At 55.5% G+C, this 18,730-nt stretch carries 18 protein-coding genes; 5 read left to right on the forward strand and 13 right to left on the reverse strand.

The annotated features are described in order from the left end of the window. Positions 1–3: 3 nt before the first annotated feature. Positions 4–1,509, reverse strand: a complete 1,506-nt coding sequence (locus PUP35_RS16265; protein WP_025912803.1) for a CoA-acylating methylmalonate-semialdehyde dehydrogenase — start codon at positions 1,507–1,509, stop codon at positions 4–6. A 291-nt stretch (positions 1,510–1,800) separates the two neighbouring features. Between PUP35_RS16265 and PUP35_RS16270 the strand changes: the two genes are divergently transcribed. Beyond that, a complete protein-coding gene (locus PUP35_RS16270) occupies positions 1,801–2,634 on the forward strand; it encodes a MurR/RpiR family transcriptional regulator (RefSeq protein WP_021241828.1) in 834 nt (277 codons plus the stop codon). Positions 2,635–2,675: 41 nt separating this feature from the next. On the opposite strand, the gene PUP35_RS16275 is transcribed toward PUP35_RS16270, so the two are convergent. From PUP35_RS16275 to PUP35_RS16285, 4 genes are all read right to left on the reverse strand, one after another. Further along, positions 2,676–2,987 (reverse strand): hypothetical protein, encoded by a 312-nt coding sequence (locus PUP35_RS16275; protein WP_274240604.1) that lies wholly within the window; start codon positions 2,985–2,987, stop codon positions 2,676–2,678. 343 nt (positions 2,988–3,330) lie between these two features. Continuing rightward, positions 3,331–3,549, reverse strand: a complete 219-nt coding sequence (gene yidD, locus PUP35_RS22045; protein WP_094934659.1) for a membrane protein insertion efficiency factor YidD — start codon at positions 3,547–3,549, stop codon at positions 3,331–3,333. 5 nt (positions 3,550–3,554) lie between these two features. Continuing rightward, the gene (locus tag PUP35_RS16280; protein ID WP_045260197.1) at positions 3,555–3,788 is read right to left on the reverse strand and encodes a hypothetical protein; all 234 of its coding nucleotides are present in this window, start codon (positions 3,786–3,788) and stop codon (positions 3,555–3,557) included. 133 nt (positions 3,789–3,921) lie between these two features. Then, positions 3,922–4,359: a hypothetical protein gene (locus PUP35_RS16285; RefSeq protein WP_274240608.1), complete on the reverse strand. Its 438-nt coding sequence runs from the start codon at positions 4,357–4,359 to the stop codon at positions 3,922–3,924. 259 nt (positions 4,360–4,618) lie between these two features. Here PUP35_RS16285 and PUP35_RS16290 point away from each other — a divergent pair, with 259 nt between their 5' ends. Further along, entirely contained in the window at positions 4,619–5,620 is a 1,002-nt protein-coding gene (locus tag PUP35_RS16290) for a tetratricopeptide repeat protein (RefSeq protein ID WP_248243786.1), read from the forward strand. 224 nt (positions 5,621–5,844) lie between these two features. Here the strand turns inward: PUP35_RS16290 and guaA are convergent, their stop codons facing one another. Together guaA and guaB are read right to left on the reverse strand one after the other, a co-directional pair. Then, positions 5,845–7,422 carry a glutamine-hydrolyzing GMP synthase gene (gene guaA, locus PUP35_RS16295; protein ID WP_045371072.1) on the reverse strand — a complete coding sequence of 526 codons (1,578 nt, stop codon included), beginning with the start codon at positions 7,420–7,422 and terminating at the stop codon, positions 5,845–5,847. A 67-nt stretch (positions 7,423–7,489) separates the two neighbouring features. Then, the gene (gene guaB, locus PUP35_RS16300) at positions 7,490–8,956 is read right to left on the reverse strand and encodes an IMP dehydrogenase (protein ID WP_008502128.1); all 1,467 of its coding nucleotides are present in this window, start codon (positions 8,954–8,956) and stop codon (positions 7,490–7,492) included. 158 nt (positions 8,957–9,114) lie between these two features. Here guaB and xseA point away from each other — a divergent pair, with 158 nt between their 5' ends. From xseA to PUP35_RS16315, 3 genes are read left to right on the forward strand one after another with little or no spacing between them, the layout of a single operon-like run. Continuing rightward, positions 9,115–10,488 (forward strand): exodeoxyribonuclease VII large subunit, encoded by a 1,374-nt coding sequence (gene xseA, locus PUP35_RS16305; RefSeq protein ID WP_274240611.1) that lies wholly within the window; start codon positions 9,115–9,117, stop codon positions 10,486–10,488. Between the two features lie 58 nt (positions 10,489–10,546). Then, positions 10,547–11,566 (forward strand): M4 family metallopeptidase, encoded by a 1,020-nt coding sequence (locus tag PUP35_RS16310; RefSeq protein WP_111965157.1) that lies wholly within the window; start codon positions 10,547–10,549, stop codon positions 11,564–11,566. After that, a complete protein-coding gene (locus PUP35_RS16315; RefSeq protein WP_024908659.1) occupies positions 11,567–11,917 on the forward strand; it encodes a protealysin inhibitor emfourin in 351 nt (116 codons plus the stop codon). On the opposite strand, the gene PUP35_RS16320 is transcribed toward PUP35_RS16315, so the two are convergent. The 6 genes from PUP35_RS16320 to hisS all read right to left on the reverse strand — a co-directional run bounded on the left by PUP35_RS16320 (position 11,914) and on the right by hisS (position 18,718). Further along, a complete protein-coding gene (locus PUP35_RS16320) occupies positions 11,914–12,135 on the reverse strand; it encodes a zinc ribbon domain-containing protein (RefSeq protein ID WP_115875994.1) in 222 nt (73 codons plus the stop codon). The genes PUP35_RS16315 and PUP35_RS16320 overlap by 4 nt on opposite strands. A 58-nt stretch (positions 12,136–12,193) precedes the next feature. Next, on the reverse strand, positions 12,194–13,735 hold the full coding sequence (locus tag PUP35_RS16325; protein WP_133294913.1) for a peptide MFS transporter: 1,542 nt from the start codon (positions 13,733–13,735) through the stop codon (positions 12,194–12,196). A 300-nt stretch (positions 13,736–14,035) separates the two neighbouring features. Next, positions 14,036–15,508 carry a ribosome biogenesis GTPase Der gene (der, locus tag PUP35_RS16330; RefSeq protein ID WP_115875996.1) on the reverse strand — a complete coding sequence of 491 codons (1,473 nt, stop codon included), beginning with the start codon at positions 15,506–15,508 and terminating at the stop codon, positions 14,036–14,038. Between the two features lie 112 nt (positions 15,509–15,620). After that, positions 15,621–16,799 (reverse strand): outer membrane protein assembly factor BamB, encoded by a 1,179-nt coding sequence (gene bamB / locus PUP35_RS16335; RefSeq protein ID WP_008502135.1) that lies wholly within the window; start codon positions 16,797–16,799, stop codon positions 15,621–15,623. A gap of 10 nt (positions 16,800–16,809) precedes the next feature. Next, complete coding sequence (locus PUP35_RS16340) at positions 16,810–17,430, reverse strand: YfgM family protein (RefSeq protein ID WP_115875997.1); 621 nt, start codon at positions 17,428–17,430, stop codon at positions 16,810–16,812. Positions 17,431–17,443: 13 nt separating this feature from the next. Next, positions 17,444–18,718 carry a histidine--tRNA ligase gene (gene hisS, locus PUP35_RS16345; RefSeq protein ID WP_032622984.1) on the reverse strand — a complete coding sequence of 425 codons (1,275 nt, stop codon included), beginning with the start codon at positions 18,716–18,718 and terminating at the stop codon, positions 17,444–17,446. Positions 18,719–18,730: the final 12 nt, after the last annotated feature.

An 18,730-nucleotide genomic window follows, 5' to 3' on the forward strand; every position in this document is an offset into this window, starting at 1 on the left:
CTGTCAGCCCAGCGTCGGCATGGAGAACGCAGCGCCTGTCTCCTGCTGCATTTCCGGCCAGCGCGCGGTGATGGTTTTCATTCGGGTGTAGAAACGCACGCCGTCGTTGCCGTGGACGTTGAGCGCGCCGAAGATGGAACGCTTCCAGCCGCCGAAGCTGTGGAACGCCATCGGCACCGGGATCGGCACGTTGACGCCCACCATACCTGCCTGCACCTCTTCGCAGAAGCGGCGCGCGCAGCCGCCGTCACGGGTGAAGATTGCCGAGCCATTACCATATTCATGGCGGTTAATCAGGTCCACCGCGCTGGCGTAATCTGCTACGCGCACCACAGAAAGCACCGGACCAAAAATCTCTTCTTTATAGATGGTCATCTCCGGGGTGACGTTATCGAACAGCGTCGGCCCGACGAAGTAGCCCTGCTCGTGGCCCTTCACGCTGAAGCCGCGACCGTCCACGCGAAGCGTCGCCCCCTGCGCTTCTCCGCTGTCGATGTAGCCCAGCACCTTGCTGCGGTGCGCGGAGGAGATGAGCGGCCCCATTTCGTTTTCCGGCGTCTGGTCCAGCCCCGGCCCGACGCGCAGCGCGGCAATCTGTTTTTCCAGCCGGGCGCAGAGGTCATCGGCGGTGTTATCGCCCACCGCCAGTACCACCGAGAGCGCCATGCAGCGTTCCCCCGCCGCGCCGTAGGCCGCGCCCATGATGGCGTTGGTCGCCATCTCCATGTCGGCATCCGGCATTAAAATGCAGTGGTTTTTCGCACCGCCCAGCGCCTGGCAGCGCTTACCGTGGGCGGACGCGGTCTGGTAAATGTATTCCGCAATCGGCGTGGAGCCGACAAAGCTCACCGCCTGCACGCGCGGGTCGGTCAGGAGCACGTCAACGGACTCTTTATCACCCTGCACCACGTTGAAGACGCCGTCCGGCAGGCCGGCCTCTTTCAGCAGCTGCGCCAGCGCGAGCGCCAGAGAAGGGTCTTTTTCCGACGGTTTCAGCACGAAGGTATTCCCGGTCGCCAGCGCAATCGGGAACATCCACATCGGCACCATCGCCGGGAAGTTAAACGGCGTGATCCCGGCGCAGACCCCGAGCGGCTGCATCAGCGAGTGGCTGTCAACGCCGGTCCCGACGTTCGCCGAGTGTTCACCCTTTTGCAGATGCGGAATGCCGCAGGCAAATTCGACCACTTCCAGGCCGCGGGTCAGTTCGCCCACCGCATCGGAGAAGACCTTGCCGTGCTCTTCGCTAATGAGACGGGCCAGACGTTCCATATTCTCTTCCAGCAGCGCCTTGAAGCGGAACATCACGCGCGCGCGCTTAAGCGGAGCATGACGCGCCCACGCCGGAAACGCCTGCTGCGCGGCGGCAATCGCCTGCTCCGTTTCCTGTGCCGTACTCATCACCACCTGGCGGATCTGCTCGCCGGTGGCCGGGTTGAAGATCGCCTGAACGCGCTGGCCTGAACCGGTGACACATTCGCCGTGAATAAAATTCGCTACCGTCTCCATCCTTAACCTCTCGCTGTTGATACGTGACTTGACCTGAACACTGTGTACTGAACACTATATATGAAACAAATATTCCATTTTAAGTTGAAATAAAATAAATGATGATTATTGTGATCAAGGATGGATTTTTATGTTAACAGCCAGCACCACTGACGCCGCGTGCGCTATTAAGGGTTCTCGGGCGAGGAAATGACTGAATCTTCTGTTTCATTTTTGCTGCCAGATGGATGGCCGACATTTAAAAAACGCGGTTTTGCGTTTAGAATCATATGACTGTATTTGGGGGATAACATGACGACAGCAACCAGCCTGAACGAACTGCAGCAGCAAATCCGCGATCGCTACGATAGCCTGAGCAAGAGGCTGCAGCAGGTCTCCCGCTACGTGCTGGACAACACCAACAGCGTGGCCTTTGATACGGTTGCCGTCATTGCCGAGCGCGCCGACGTGCCGCCCTCGACGCTGATCCGCTTTGCCAACGCCTTTGACTTCACCGGCTTCAACGAAATGAAACAGCTGTTTCGCATGAACCTGGTGGAGGAGACCGCCAGCTACAGCGACCGCGCCCGGCTGTTCCGCGAGATGGAGAGCGAGGCCGTGCCGGAAACGCCGCTCGATATCCTGCAGGAGTTTGCCCGCTCGAACGCGCAGGCGCTGCAGCAGCTGGCCGCCCGCGCCGAGCCGGAGATGCTGGAGCGCGCGGTACAGCTGCTGGCCGACGCCGACACCATCTACATCGCCGGACTGCGCCGCTCCTTTAGCGTCGCCGCGTACCTTACCTATGCACTGAGCCATCTGGAGTGCCGCCCTATCCTGCTCGACGGCATGGGCGGGATGCTGCGCGAGCAGATCAGCCGCATTAAGGCGCGCGACATCGTGGTGTCGATAAGCTTCTCGCCGTACGCGGAAGAGACGGTGATGGTCAGCGAAACCGCCGCCAGCGTCGGCGCGCGGCAGATTGTGATTACGGACAGCCAGATCAGCCCGCTGGCGACGTTCAGCGATCTCTGCTTTGTGGTGAAAGAGGCGCAGGTGGATGCGTTTCGGTCTCAGTCGGCGACGCTGTGCCTGGTGCAATCGCTGGTGGTGGCGCTGGCGTATCGCCGGGATAACAGCGAAAAATAGTTCACGCCTCCGGCTCGGCACGCCGGGCCGCAGACTTTACGTTATTTTTTATATTCTTTTATTTTTGATAAATGTTCGAGCTTCTTTCGTTTCCACCATAAAGATAGCAATGAAGATGCCTCGTCATCAGTCTTATCCATAATGACTGGCTGATTGATAGAAATGAAGCTTAATGCCGAGGTAAACATAATCAATAAGCACACCGCAGCATTACCCTCATTATACCATGACCTTGTAAAGATCCCCGTGAGGTACAACCCGTAGCAACTACCAAGGAAAAGTATAGCATTAAGTAATAATGTAATAATTCGCCACTTTCCAAATAAATATAATTTAGCTTCAAAATATTCCATAGAGACTCCATGTTATTGGGGAACCAGATGCATCAGGCACCATAATGTTTGGCTGAATTCTTATCTAGGAACTCTGCTCTACTTTACGCAGCGAGGCGCAGGAAATGCATTCCTGTATCTAAATAACTTTGCATATTGCCTATCCACTTTAGCCCGGCTTTGTTGATTACCGATGAATGCAATGGCAGCACTCATGAGGTAGATAAATCATCCGTCTAAGTAATCACCGCCAGCGCCATAAGGCTGCGGGAGAACTTATTTTATTCTTAATCGTTCTGGTACAGCATTATTCATTGTGACCAGAGCGTGACGCTTAGCAGGGCAGTCGAAAGCTAGCCCACACTCAGTGACAACGGTGTGGTGGATAATCGATTCCACCGTTCGGCGGCCTGCAGCGCTGAAAACGCTTGAATGCAATTTTCCATCCCCGGCAGAAACCAAAGCGCTTGATGCTGACAAACGTATATTTTGAACATGAAGGGTGATAGCGACAGCGCCGTCTGACGCTGTCTGGTGCATGTTTGCGGTAAAGCAGTATCAGCCAGAAGCTCAGACTACGCATCACAGTTAAACCTCTTTCCTGAAGGTAATAACATAGTACTGCATAAATTTAACCTTACTGCCGCCAAAACAGCCCGGTCGTTCTTCAATACCGATAGTATCAACTCGCTGAAATTCCCAGCCCTGCGCTGCCCACTCGTTGACCACGTCCTCAAGGTATTGCGCAGCAATACCGATTTTGTTGTCTTTAGCCCTGACTGAAATGTTGGGTGGAACCTGGACCATTTTGTACTGAAACATTAGATTAACCTTGTTGTTAACGGTGGCTGATTATTCGCTCTGCCAGGAATAGCGACAGAGGCGTTAAATGCCGCTGGCCATTCCGGGAATTATGTATTGTTTGCATAAGCTGGTTCTGTGCACAGTGATTGCTTTACTTAACTCTTCGCACATCTGCTGTAGTACCTTCAACCTGCATTTTGTAACCTGTTCCGCTATTGTAAATTAATGCCTCCGGTCTGTATGAATACTTGTATTCATAGTGGTAGGTGCATTGCTTCCACACCTGCCCGTTAGTGAGAGTGTAAACGGTTTCGCCTTCCCATCCTTTAAATTCGCCATCAATTCGTGATTGGATGACATCAGTGATTTGTCTGACGGGTACAACTTTGTCTTTCCCATCTATCTGCAGATAAAACCGTTCATTCGCTCGTAAGAGATTGACATTAGGTCGATAGGCATAATGATACCAGTACATGTATTGCGCCTGTAGCCAGTATGTCCCGTCAACAAACCTGAATAAAACCTCGTCATCAAAACCTTCGAAATCACCATCGATTTTTGTTTTGCGTACAAGTTCATATGTGCTCATAGTCATTCTCCATTGGATATAACTTTTTCTCTACTACAAGCTACTCCTTTATTTGTGGTGATATCAACCGCAAATAGGAGCATGGTCTAAATATTTCGGTAAAATATTCATGATACGAATATTTTATTTTTAAATATATCTCTTGTGAATTTTTTATGATGGAATTCGAGGCGCGTCAAATAAATTCTGGTTAGTCCGTTACGATTATTACAAACCTGGCTTATATTGTTACCAGGCAGGGCTAACAGGAAACAGGGCGATGGGTTTAATTGGAAAACTACGCAGTATTTTAGGGCATCAATCTGGCAAGAGAGAACCTTCATCTACGCATGAACGCAACACGGAACTGGAGGGTAAATGGCTTACCGTGGATCACCCTTACTTCTTCGGTCACGCAAATATTTCGCCGGATAAGCGCTGGGTGGTGGGCTGCGATGATTCGGATGGTAGCAGCCTTGGAGGCCACAGGATGAAGGGCAATGGCCGTGTCATTCTTGTCGATTACCCCTCTGACAGGATTGTGTATGAGCTAAAATGTTTTGCACGCCCTGTCGATGCCGCGGTTTCTGATTCCGGTAGTTTCATAGTCCACGATTGTGGTTTCGGTAGTGCACTTAGCGGGGATATCATCGCTATCAACACCAGCGGTGATGAAATCTACCGTCGGCATTACTGCGCCAATATCTTTAATATTGGTTTGTCCCAATGTGGCCGGTACGCAGCTGTCCAGACAGCAAATGCAGATAATAAAGACAGTAATATTTTGGAGGTTCTCGATCTTCAAAAAAGACAGCAAATGTTTACAGTTCGCCCCGTCGGGACCTGGGCAGATTGCTATTTATTCGATACAAACGCTGACGGAGAGTTATGCCAACTACGCGTCAATCTTCGTGATCTTGGATACTTCCGTTATTCCACCGCTGGTGAGTTCCTTGATGCTGAATCACTACAGATAGCCCAGTTGGACAAAGGTGATTACACCACAAAGATTATGGCCGCGCAGGAGTTGCTTAAGACGGATACCACCGAGGAAAGCGCCAGGAAAGCTCTGAGCGTCGCTGATACAGCTCTTACGCAGGGAGCCCGAGAACGATATGACTGGGGAGCGCTAGCTCACAGGATCAGAGGGGAGTCGTTTGAATCGCTTGGGCAGTTATCTGACGCTTTGGAAGCCTATGAGCAGGCACTTGCAATGAATCCTAAAGTGGGTGTATTGCGCCGGGCAACCACTCTGCGTAAAAAACTTTCTGCAAAGAAATAAAACGCCCTCCTAATACGGTGCAAGTAAAATAAGTAAAGATGATGAGACATAATGGCACGAAACCGTGATCATTTTAGCCAGCGCACAAAAACGGAACTGGCTCTTCGGGTCAGCTATCAGTATTCAAAATGTAAATGTCCAACTATATGTACTAAAAAGCCCGCAGTTACGCGGGCTAAGAGTACTTTACTATTTTTACGCGCTGGCTATTGCCAGACGTAAAATCATTCCCACTCAATCGTAGCCGGTGGCTTACCGCTGATGTCATACACCACGCGTGAAATGCCGTTCACTTCGTTGATGATGCGATTAGACACGCGGCCCAGGAAGTCATACGGCAGGTGCGCCCAGTGCGCGGTCATGAAGTCGATGGTTTCCACCGCACGCAGGGAAACAACCCAGTCGTACTTACGGCCATCGCCCATCACGCCGACGGAGCGAACCGGCAGGAACACGGTGAACGCCTGGCTTACCTTGTTGTACAGGTCAGCTTTGTGCAGCTCTTCGATGAAGATAGCGTCCGCGCGACGCAGCAGGTCGCAGTACTCTTTCTTCACTTCACCCAGCACGCGCACGCCCAGACCCGGGCCCGGGAACGGGTGACGGTAGAGCATGTCGTACGGCAGACCCAGTTCCAGACCGATCTTACGCACTTCGTCTTTGAACAGCTCGCGCAGCGGTTCAACCAGGCCCATCTTCATCTCTTTCGGCAGGCCGCCCACGTTGTGGTGAGATTTGATAACGTGCGCTTTACCGGTGGCGGAAGCCGCAGATTCGATCACGTCAGGGTAGATGGTACCCTGCGCCAGCCACTTCACGTCTTCCAGCTTGAGCGCTTCTTCGTCGAACACTTCCACGAACACGCGGCCGATGATTTTACGTTTGGCTTCCGGATCGTTCTCGCCTTTCAGCGCGTCCAGGAAGCGCTGCTCGCCTTCCACGTGAACGATGTTCAGACCGAAGTGGTCACCAAACATGTCCATAACCTGCTGGGCTTCGTTCAGACGCAGCAGACCGTTGTCCACGAAGACGCAGGTCAGGTTTTTGCCGATGGCGCGGTGCAGCAGCATCGCGGTCACGGAGGAGTCCACGCCGCCGGAGAGGCCGAGGATCACTTTGTCATCGCCAACCTGCTGGCGGATACGCTCAACGGCGTCGTCGATAATTTTTGCCGGGGTCCACAGGGCTTCACACTGGCAGATGTCGCGCACGAAGCGCTCCAGCATGCGCATACCCTGACGGGTGTGGGTCACTTCCGGGTGGAACTGCACGCCGTAGAAGCGTTTTTCTTCGTTCGCCATGATGGCAAACGGGCAGCTTTCGGTGCTGGCAACGGTCACGAAGTCAGACGGGATAGCGGTGACTTTGTCGCCGTGGCTCATCCACACGTCCAGCAGCGGTTTGCCGTCTGCGGTCAGGGAGTCTTCGATACCGCGCACCAGCGCGCTGTCGTTAACCACTTCAACCTGCGCATAGCCGAACTCGCGCTCGCTGGAGCCTTCTACGTGGCCGCCCAGCTGCATTGCCATGGTCTGCATACCGTAGCAGACGCCGAATACCGGCACGCCAGCTTCGAACACGTACTGCGGCGCGCGCGGGCTGTTCTCTTCGGTGGTGCTTTCCGGGCCGCCGGACAGGATGATGCCGCTTGGATTGAATTCGCGAATCTGTGCTTCCGTGACATCCCACGCCCACAGTTCACAGTAAACGCCCAGTTCACGCACGCGACGCGCCACCAGCTGAGTGTACTGAGAACCAAAGTCCAGGATGAGAATGCGATGTTTATGAATGTTTTCCGTCATTGACGCTAATTCCGAGGCAAGTGAAACAAAAACAGAGCGCCCGGCAGAAGCCGGGCGCGGAAATTAATTAGGAGCCCAGACGGTAGTTCGGGGACTCTTTGGTGATCGTCACGTCGTGAACGTGGCTCTCCTGGATACCCGCACCGCTGATGCGTACGAATTCCGCTTTAGTACGCAGCAGGTCAATGGTACCACAGCCGGTCAGACCCATACAGGAGCGCAGGCCGCCCATCTGCTGGTGAATGATCTCTTTCAGACGGCCTTTATAGGCAACGCGACCTTCGATACCTTCCGGCACCAGTTTGTCTGCGGCGTTATCGGTCTGGAAGTAACGGTCAGAGGAACCTTTGGACATCGCGCCCAGGGAGCCCATACCGCGGTAGGATTTGTAAGAACGGCCCTGGTAGAGTTCGATTTCACCCGGGGATTCTTCGGTACCGGCCAGCATAGAGCCTACCATCACCGCAGCTGCGCCCGCTGCGATCGCTTTCGCGATGTCGCCAGAGAAGCGGATACCGCCGTCAGCGATAACCGGAATACCGGTCCCTTCCAGCGCTTCAACCGCGTCAGAGACCGCGGTGATCTGCGGAACGCCCACGCCGGTCACGATACGCGTGGTACAGATAGAGCCAGGACCGATACCCACTTTCACCGCGCTGCAGCCGGCGTCAGCCAGCGCGCGAGCGCCTGCGCCAGTAGCTACGTTACCGCCGATGATCTGCAGGTCAGGGTATTTAGCACGGGTGTCACGAATACGCTGCAGAACGCCTTCGGAGTGGCCGTGAGAGGAGTCAATCAGCAGGACGTCAACGCCCGCGGCAACCAGCGCGTCAACGCGCTCTTCGTTACCAGCACCTGCGCCAACCGCAGCGCCGACGCGCAGACGGCCATGCTCGTCTTTACAGGCGTTAGGCTTACGTTCTGCTTTCTGGAAATCTTTAACGGTGATCATGCCGCGCAGGTGGAAGTTGCTGTCAACAACCAGCGCTTTTTCAACACGTTTTTCGTGCATTTTTGCCAGCACCACGTCGCGGGTTTCACCTTCGCGAACGGTAACCAGACGCTCTTTTGGCGTCATGTACACGCTAACAGGCTGGTTCAGGTCAGTCACGAAACGCACGTCACGACCGGTAATAATACCAACCAGTTCGTTCTCTTCGGTCACAACCGGGTAACCGGCGAAGCCGTTACGCTCGGTCAGGGCTTTCACTTCGTGCAGCGTGGTGGTTGGCAGAACGGTCTGTGGGTCAGACACGATGCCGGATTCATGCTTCTTCACGCGGCGAACTTCTTCTGCCTGACGTTCGATGGACATGTTTTTGTGGATAAAGCCAATGCCGCCTTCCTGTGCCAGGGCAATAGCCAGGCGCGCTTCAGTCACGGTGTCCATTGCCGCAGAGAGCATAGGAATGTTCAGGCGAATGGTTTTCGTCAACTGCGTGCTGAGGTCGGCAGTATTCGGCAGAACGGTGGAGTGAGCGGGAACGAGGAGGACGTCGTCAAACGTCAGTGCTTCTTTAGCGATACGTAGCATGGGCAATATCTCTGACCTGGGTGGTTAAATATTGCCGTGGCATTATACAGAGCGTAACCGATTGCATCTACACTTTTTTATAAAAAAGCTTGCGATTGCCTCTCAGCAGGTTACTATCGACTGAATAACTTGCTGATTTAGAATTTGATCCCGCTCACATGTTATCCTCTCAATCCCCCTCAATTTATACCGTCAGCCGCCTGAATCAGACGGTGCGTTTGCTGCTTGAGCAGGAAATGGGGCAGGTCTGGATCAGCGGTGAGATCTCTAACTTCACGCAGCCGTCCTCCGGTCACTGGTACTTTACCTTAAAAGACGACACCGCCCAGGTGCGCTGCGCAATGTTCCGCAATAGCAACCGTCGCGTGACGTTTCGCCCTCAGCACGGCCAGCAGGTTCTGGTTCGCGCCAATATCACCCTGTATGAGCCGCGCGGCGACTATCAGATTATCGTCGAGAGCATGCAGCCTGCGGGCGAAGGCCTGCTGCAGCAGAAGTATGAACAGTTAAAAGCACGGCTTTCTGCCGAGGGGCTGTTCGACCAGCAGTACAAAAAGACGCTGCCCTCCCCCGCCCACTGCGTTGGGGTCATCACCTCGAAAACCGGTGCGGCACTGCACGATATTTTGCACGTCCTGAAGCGTCGCGACCCTTCCCTGCCCGTCATCATCTACCCGACCGCCGTGCAGGGTGAAGATGCGCCGGGCCAGATTGTGCGCGCCATTGAGCTGGCGAACGCGCGTCAGGAGTGCGACGTCTTAATCGTCGGACGCGGTGGCGGCTCGCTGGAAGACTTGTGGAGCTTTAACGACGAGCGCGTGGCGCGGGCAATCTTTGCAAGTCAGATCCCCGTGGTGAGCGCCGTCGGCCACGAAACGGACGTAACGATCGCCGATTTTGTCGCGGATTTCCGCGCGCCGACGCCGTCCGCGGCGGCGGAAGTGGTCAGCCGCAACCAGCTGGAGCTGCTGCGTCAGATTCAGAACGGCCAGCAGCGTCTTGAGATGGCGATGGACTACTACCTCGCCAACCGGACCCGGCGCTTTACCCAGCTTCACCACCGTCTACAGCAGCAGCACCCGCAGCTGCGTCTGGCGCGTCAGCAGACCGTTCTGGAACGTCTGCGTCAGCGCATGAACGTTGCGGTGGACGCGCAGCTTAAGCGCGCGATATCGCGCCAGCAGCGCGCGACCCAGCGCCTGAACCAGCAGAACCCGCAGCCGAAAATTTATCGCGCGCAAACGCGAATTCAGCAGCTGGAGTATCGTCTGGCGGAAACTATCCGTGCGCGACTGAGCACCACCCGCGAACGCTTTGGCAATGCGGTGACCCACCTTGAAGCGGTTAGCCCCCTCTCCACGCTGGCGCGCGGCTATAGCGTGACGACGGCGACGGACGGCAAAGTGCTGAAGCAAACCAAACAGGTGAGTACAGGCGATGTGCTGACGACGCGCCTGTCAGACGGCTGGGTAGAAAGCGAAGTGAAATCAATTAAACCGGTGAAAAAAACGCGTCAGCGTAAAACCGGATAATTCTTCGCCGGTTACTTACTATACTGCTGCTATTCCCTTTTTTAATAAGGAGAGCAGCATGACCCATCTTAATAGCGTTATTCCGCCGTATATTCTTCGTCGTATTATCGAAAGCGGTTCCGAACCGCAGCAGCGCTGTGCCCGCCAGACCTTAACCCATGTCCAGACGCTGATGGCACATATGCCCGGCAAACCCGCTGCGCCGCACGTGAATAAAGCCGGGCAGCTTGAGCGTGATATTTACGACGCAAAGCAGACTCAGGAACTACCAGGTACGCAGGTGCGTTACGAAGGCCAGCCGTCGAACGGCGATATAGCGGTGGATGAGGCCTACGAGTATTTAGGTATTACCCATGATTTCTTCTGGAAGGAATATCAGCGCGATTCGCTCGATAATAAAGGGCTTATTTTAACCGGTACCGTTCACTATGGCCGGGAATATCAGAACGCCTTCTGGAACGGACAGCAGATGGTATTCGGCGACGGTGACGGGGAAATATTTAACCGCTTTACCATCGCCATAGACGTCGTGGCGCACGAGCTGAGCCACGGCGTGACCGAGACCGAAGCCGGGCTTATCTACTTTGAGCAGTCCGGCGCGCTGAACGAGTCGCTGTCGGACGTGTTTGGATCACTGGTGAAGCAGTACCATCTGAAGCAAACCGCCGATAAAGCGGACTGGCTGATTGGTGAGGGATTACTGGCAAAAGGCATCAACGGCAAAGGGCTGCGCTCGATGTCTGAACCGGGCACCGCCTACAACGATCCGCTGCTCGGCAAAGACCCGCAGCCTGCACACATGAAAGATTTCATCAAAACGCGTGAGGATAACGGCGGCGTGCACTTGAACTCCGGCATCCCCAACCGGGCATTTTATCTGGCCGCGACGGCGATCGGCGGCTACGCCTGGAAAAAAGCGGGTTATGCCTGGTACGACACGGTTTGCGATCGCAATCTGGCGCAGGATGCGGATTTTGAGGCTTTCGCAAAACTGACGATCGCGCACGGAGAGAAACGTTCCGGCGGCGACGTGGGGGCGGCCATTAAACAAGCCTGGGAACAGGTGGGAGTGTTGTAAATGCAGGTTCCGGAACTGACGGATGACGCCGTTGTTGAGCTGGCCCGGGAAGGCGGCGTCGCTTTTATTCCCAAGCTGAGCGGACAGCGCACCATCGCGCTCTCCTCGCTCAATGAGGCCCAGCGCCAGCGACTGGTAAGCATCCTGGAGCAGGCCTTTCCACGCGGCCAGCCGCCCGGGCAAGCCTCTTCACCCGGCAGCGGCGACCAGCGCTATTTCCGCATCCAGATTATCTGGACCGGGCAAAATCAGGCGCACTACGCCGATATCATCGTGCTGGTACCGGAGCAGGAAGCGCCCGAGTCGCTGGTCGAGCTGTGGAAGAAAGGCGAAGGCTGCGTGTGCGATTAACCTTCGGCCCGAACGAACTCCACGCGTTTTTTGGAGATAAGACCGTGGCCGTTCTGGCAGAAATAATCCACCGCCCCACAGGCTTTTAAGACCTGGAGTGGCTGATGGCACTCCGGGCAGCGGGCTTCAAGCGCAATATCCTTATTACAGCTCTCGCAGTGTGCCACCCCGTTCAGGGGCTCAAGCGGTGCCCGGCAATCCGGGCAGGTAATCGTCATATTCTCTCCTGTTGGGTTTTATCGGGGCAAGATAACTGCCCCGCCAGGGTGAATGTTATCAGGCTTCAGCCGCCGGTTTAGTCTGCGCATTTTCCAGCATGCGGCGTACCGGAACAATGAGGACGATCAGTACCGCTGCACAAATCAGCAGCGCGATGGAGCAACGCGCAAAGAGATCCGGCAGCATATCAAGCTGGTCGGCCTTCACGTGGCCGCCAATCAGACCCGCCGCCAGGTTACCCAGCGCGCTCGCACAGAACCACAGCCCCATCATCTGGCCACGCATTCTTTCGGGCGCAAGCAGCGTCATGGTCGCCAGGCCAATCGGGCTGAGACACAGTTCGCCGAGCGTCAGCATCAGGATGCTGCCCACCAGCCAGAACGGCGATACGCCCGCCCCACCGCTGCTCAGCACGTTCTGTGCCGCCAGCATCATCAGGCCAAAGCCCGCTGCGGCACACAGGATACCGATAACAAACTTGGTGATACTGCTCGGACGAATGTTCATGCTCGCCAGCTTTGGCCACGCCCAGCTGAACACCGGTGCCAGCAGGATGATGAACAGGGCGTTGATTGACTGGAACCACACCGCCGGAATTTCGAAATCGCCGATCATGCGGTTAGTGTAGTCGTTGGCAAACAGGTTGAACGAGGTTGGCTTCTGTTCAAACGCGGACCAGAAGAACGCCGCGGAGATCAGCAGAATAAAGCAGACCAGCAGCCTGGCGCGCTCTTTACGGTTCAGGCCTGCAAAAACAAACAGATAAATAAAGTAGAGGGCAACGGATGCAGCAATCACGTAGACCAGCACGCTGGCTACCGCGACCGGGTTAATCACAATCACGCCCTGCGCAATCAGCGTCACGAGCGTTGCCACGCCTGCCGCCAGCGCCAGCAGCCAAACGCCCACGCCGTTACGCTTCACCACCGGGCTGTTCCAGGTGGAGTCGAGGCCAACTTCGCCGTCATAGCGTTTCATGGCCGGAACGGCAAACACGCGGAAGATAATCAGCGCTACCAGCATCCCGATACCGCCAATGCCAAAGCCCCAGTGCCAGCCGTGGGTTTTAATCAGCCAGCCGGAAATCAGCGGCGCGATGAACGAGCCCATGTTGATGCCCATGTAGAACAGCGAGAAACCGCCGTCACGACGCGCGTCGCCTTTTTTATACAGGGTACCGACCATTACCGAGATACAGGTCTTAAACAGCCCGGAGCCGAGCACGATGAACATCAGGCCGATAAAGAACAGGTTGTTCCCCATCACCGCCGAGAGCGCAATCGACAGGTGACCGAGCGCAATCAGAATCGAACCGTACCAGACGGCTCTCTGCTGGCCGAGCCAGTTATCCGCCAGCCAGCCGCCCGGCAGCGCGGCCAGGTACATGGTACCGGCAAAGATACCGACAATCGCCGAGGCGTTTTCACGCGCCAGGCCCATCCCGCCGTCATAGACGGTGGCGGCCATAAACAGGATCAGTAACGGACGAATGCCGTAAAACGAGAAACGCTCCCACATCTCGGTGAAGAACAGCGAACCGAGCGGATACGGGTGGCCGAAGAACGTTCGGCTCTCTTTTTGATTAACAGTGGATTGCATAATTCTCCCGAAAGGTATGTCGTCGTGCTTGTAAACACCAGCAGGTACGCCGGCCAGTTACGTATCTGGCCGATTTTTTACATGCGGCGAAAAGTTAGTTAACCATTTGATAACCAGGCGCTAGTTTTGTCTAGTACCGGCCCCTGGACTTTAAGATGAAAATTCGACGATTGTCTACTTTCTTAGATTTAAACATGGTTAAAAGTGAATAGTGATTGACTTCACACAGAGAAAACCGGCGGTATGATTAGACAAAAAAAAGCCCGCGATAGTCGCGGGCTTTTGTGTGTTCAGCAAAGCTTATTTGCTTTTCTTAATGTGCTTAATCAGACGCTTACGCTTGCGCATCTGGTTTGGCGTCAGGGTGTTGCGCTTGTTGGCGAACGGGTTTTCCCCTTCCTTAAACTGGATACGGATAGGCGTGCCCATCACGTCCAGCGATTTACGGAAGTAGTTCATCAGGTAACGCTTGTAGGAGTCCGGCAGGTCTTTCACCTGGTTGCCGTGGATCACCACGATTGGCGGGTTATAACCACCGGCGTGGGCGTATTTCAGCTTCACGCGACGACCGCGCACCAGCGGCGGCTGATGGTCTTCCGCAGCCATGTTCATGATACGGGTCAGCATGGCGGTGCTCTGACGACGGGTGGAGCTGTCGTAAGCTTCACGCACGGATTCGAACAGGTTACCCACACCGCTGCCGTGCAGCGCAGAGATGAAGTGTACGCGGGCAAAGTCGATAAAGCCCAGACGGAAGTCGAGGGTCTCTTTCACCTGCTCACGCACTTCGTTGCTCAGGCCATCCCACTTGTTGACCACGATAACCAGTGAGCGCCCACTATTGAGGATAAAGCCGAGCAGAGAGAGGTCCTGATCGGAGATACCCTCGCGTGCGTCGATGACGAGCAGCACTACGTTAGCATCTTCGATCGCCTGCAGGGTTTTGATAACGGAGAATTTCTCCACCACATCGGTGATTTTCCCGCGCTTACGCACCCCGGCGGTGTCGATGAGGACATATTCACGCTCATCGCGCTGCATCGGGATGTAGATGCTGTCGCGGGTGGTCCCCGGCATATCGTAAACGACCACGCGCTCTTCACCCAGAATACGGTTAGTAAGCGTAGACTTACCTACGTTTGGACGACCCACGATGGCCAGCTTGATCGGCAGGTCCTGCGGGTTGAAGTCGTCTTCAGGCTCTTCTTCGCCCTCTTCTCCGTCTTCGAACTGCGCCCAGTATTCAGCGTCTTCGTCTACTTCTTCCGGCGGGTTTACTTCGTCCACCCACGGCAGCAGAACGGTTTCCAGCAGGCTGGTAACGCCACGGCCATGCGATGCCGCGATAGGATAGATTTCACCCAGGCCCAGAGACCAGAAATCCGCGATGGCCTGATCGGCATCGATGCCGTCGGTTTTGTTCGCCACCAGGAAGGTTGGTTTTTCGCGTGAACGCAGGTGTTTAGCGATAGCGGAGTCCGCCGGCATCAGGCCAGCGCGTGCATCCACCATGAACAGCACCACGTCCGCTTCTTCAATCGCCAGCAGCGACTGTTCCGCCATGCGGGTTTCCACGCCGTCTTCCGTGCCGTCAATACCGCCGGTATCAATACAGATGAACTCGCGTCCTTCCACCTCTGCACGACCGTACTTACGGTCACGCGTCAGCCCCGGGAAATCCGCAACCAGCGCATCACGGGTGCGTGTTAAACGGTTAAAAAGAGTGGATTTTCCAACGTTAGGGCGCCCGACAAGCGCGACCACAGGTACCATGTTTGAAGCCTCATAAAATTCAAAATAACGTCGCTTTCGCGGCGTTTTTAAAAATGTCAAAACGGCTCCTGAGTGAACAGGAGCCGTTTAGTATACTACAACCGCCGGGTAATTAACGCGTGATCGCGTACAGCGTGCCGTCTTTTGCCTGAATCAGCAGTTTGCCGTCGGCCACAACCGGGTCGGTCAGGAAACCAGAGCTGTCGACTTTTTGCTGCGCAACAAAGCGGCCGTTATCCGGATCGATCCAGTGCATATACCCTTCGCTGTCGCCCACAACCAGGCTACCGTTGTACAGCGCCGGTGCGGTCAGCAGACGGTGCAGCAGGTCGCTTTGCGTCCACAGCGTTACGCCGCCTTCGGTGCTCAGGGCCAGCAGACGGTCGTTCTGGTCTACCATATAGATACGGTTACCTTCAACGATGAAATCATTCACCGAGCCCAGCTCACGTTTCCACATGATCTGGCCGCTGCGCAGATCCAGCGCGGTCAGGTTGCCGTTGTAGGCCAGGGCGTAAACCACACCGTTAACGATAACCGGCGTTGTGTCCACGTCGCTCAGACGGTCTATTTCCGTTGAGCCGGTGGCCTGAGAGATACGCTGCTGCCAGATCATCTGGCCCTGCTGCATCAGCACGGCGCTCACGCGACCGTTATCACCGCCCACAATGGCAGCACCAAATGCGGTAGCCGGCGCGGATTCGCCGCGCAGAGAGAGCGCAGGCATATCCAGGTTAACGGTCCATTTCACCAGACCGTCCGCTTCGTTCAGCGCCTGCAGCTGGCCGTTGCTGGTATGAATCAGCACCAGGCCGTCGCTCACCACCGGACGAGACAGGGATTCACCCGCCACGGTTGTTTGCCATGCAATGGAGCCGTCGCTGCTGTTCAGCGCATACACCTGCGCCTTTTCGCTGCCCACGTAAACATGGCCACCGGCAACGGTCAGACCGCCAGAGAGCAGTGCAGGCTTACGGGAGAACCAGCCGTCTTTTTCCGCCAGGTTAACGGACCACACTTCTTTCCCGTCATCGGCGTTCACCGCTTTCACGGTACCTTTGCGGTCAGCGGCATAGACAACGCTGTCTGCATACGCTGGATGAAGGTTGGAATAGAAATCACCAATCCCATTGCCCACGGAGACATCCCACGCGGTGGATGGGGTAAACTGGTTTTCAACCGTCGGCAGTGGGGACATTTTCACAACGTCTTCTTCGCCACTGAACAGTGAACAACCACTCAATAACGTAACAGAAAGCAGTCCTGGCAGAAGTAATTTACGCAATTGCATCGGGTCCCTCTCAGACGGACAAATTATTTATTTTCATCTGCATCATTTCGCTCAGCGCAGGTGAAGCATTGCTCTCTACGCCAGCTTGCCACGCTTTACGCGCGCCCGCTTTGTCACCTTTGCTCAGCAGTGCTTCACCGCGCAGATCGGCAACGATGGCAGCAAAGCCTTCGCCTTTGATGGTATCGAGCGTTTTCAGCGCATCGTCAGCTTTCTTCTGCTGAACCTGAATACGTGCCAGGCGCAGATTGATCACCGCTTTCAGGTTTTCATCACTGGCGGCAGCAAGGCCCTGAGACAGCTGTGCAGCGGCTTTATCCAGTTCATTCTTATCAACGTACTGCTGAGCCACTTCCAGCGCAGCCAGTGCACCGTAGGTGTTTTTGTTGTCAGCCGCAAACTTTTCTGCCGCCGTCAGCGTTTGAGGCTGATCGGCACGAATTGCGCTCACGGTATTTTCATAGGACAGAGACGCGCCGCGCGCGGAATCTGCCTGATGATTGTTCCAGTAACGCCAGCCCACCAGCGCACCGATACCTAAAACAACCCCAACAACCAGCGCTTTGCCGTTTTCAACAAAGAAGCGCTTAATCGCGTCGACCTGATCGTGTTCGTTCTCGTAAATTTCCACGCAGTCCTTCTCCTTAGCCCAATAGAGTGCGCAAGTGCGCCGCAACGCCGTCCTGCGTTACCGTTGTCTGCTCACCAGAGCGCAGGTCCTTCACCACCACTTCGCCGTTAGCCACTTCGGACTCGCCCAGCACCAGTGCAATACTTGCGCCCCACTTATCGGCACGAGCAAACTGTTTTTTAAAGTTGCCGCCGCCATGGTTGGTCATCAGCTTAACGCCCGGCAGCGCATCGCGCACGCGTTCGGCAAGCTGCATCGCCGCAGACTGCGTTTCCGCGCCTGAGGCCACCAGGTATATATCGACAACGGAATCTGCTTTAAATTCCGGATTAACTGCCTGAACCAGCAAAACAAGTCGCTCAAGACCCATCGCGAAGCCAACAGCAGGTGCTGCGCGACCGCCAAGTTGCTCTACCAGACCGTCATAACGACCGCCCGCGCACACGGTGCCCTGAGAGCCGAGGCTCGTGGTCACCCACTCAAACACGGTACGGTTGTAGTAGTCCAGACCGCGTACCAAACGCTGGTTTACGGTGTAGGCGATGCCAGCCGCTTCAAGGAGCTTGCACAGGCCCGCGAAGTGTTCGCGAGATTCTTCATCCAGGTAGTCACCCAGCGCAGGCGCATCGTTCAGCAGTGCCTGAACATCCGCGTTTTTGGAATCCAGAACGCGCAGCGGGTTGCTGTACATGCGACGTTTGCAGTCTTCGTCCAGCTTCTCTTTATGCTGTTCCAGGAACGCCACCAGCGCATCGCGGTAGTTAGCGCGGGCTTCCAGAGAACCGATAGAGTTCAGCTCAAGGGAAACGTGATCGGCGATACCGAGGGCGCGCCACCAGCGGGCGGTCAGCATAATCAGTTCGGCGTCGATGTCCGGGCCCTGCAGACCAAAGACTTCCACACCCAGCTGATTGAACTGGCGATAACGACCTTTCTGAGGACGTTCGTGGCGGAACATCGGGCCGATATACCACAGGCGCTGCTCCTGATTGTACAGAAGACCATGTTCGATGCCGGCGCGTACGCAGCCCGCCGTACCTTCCGGACGCAGGGTCAGGCTGTCGCCGTTGCGGTCCTCAAAGGTGTACATCTCTTTTTCAACCACGTCGGTGACTTCACCGATCGCGCGTTTGAATAACGGGGTCTGCTCTACAATCGGCAAACGGATTTCGCTGTAACCGTAGCTGCCGAGCACCTGCTTCAGCGTGCCTTCAATGCGCTGCCAGATGGCGGTTTCGCCAGGCAGATAATCGTTCATGCCGCGGATGGCTTGAATGTTTTTTGCCACGTTTATTCTCTT

Source organism: Enterobacter sp. S-33, assembly GCF_028735835.1.
GTDB lineage: Bacteria > Pseudomonadota > Gammaproteobacteria > Enterobacterales > Enterobacteriaceae > Enterobacter > Enterobacter vonholyi.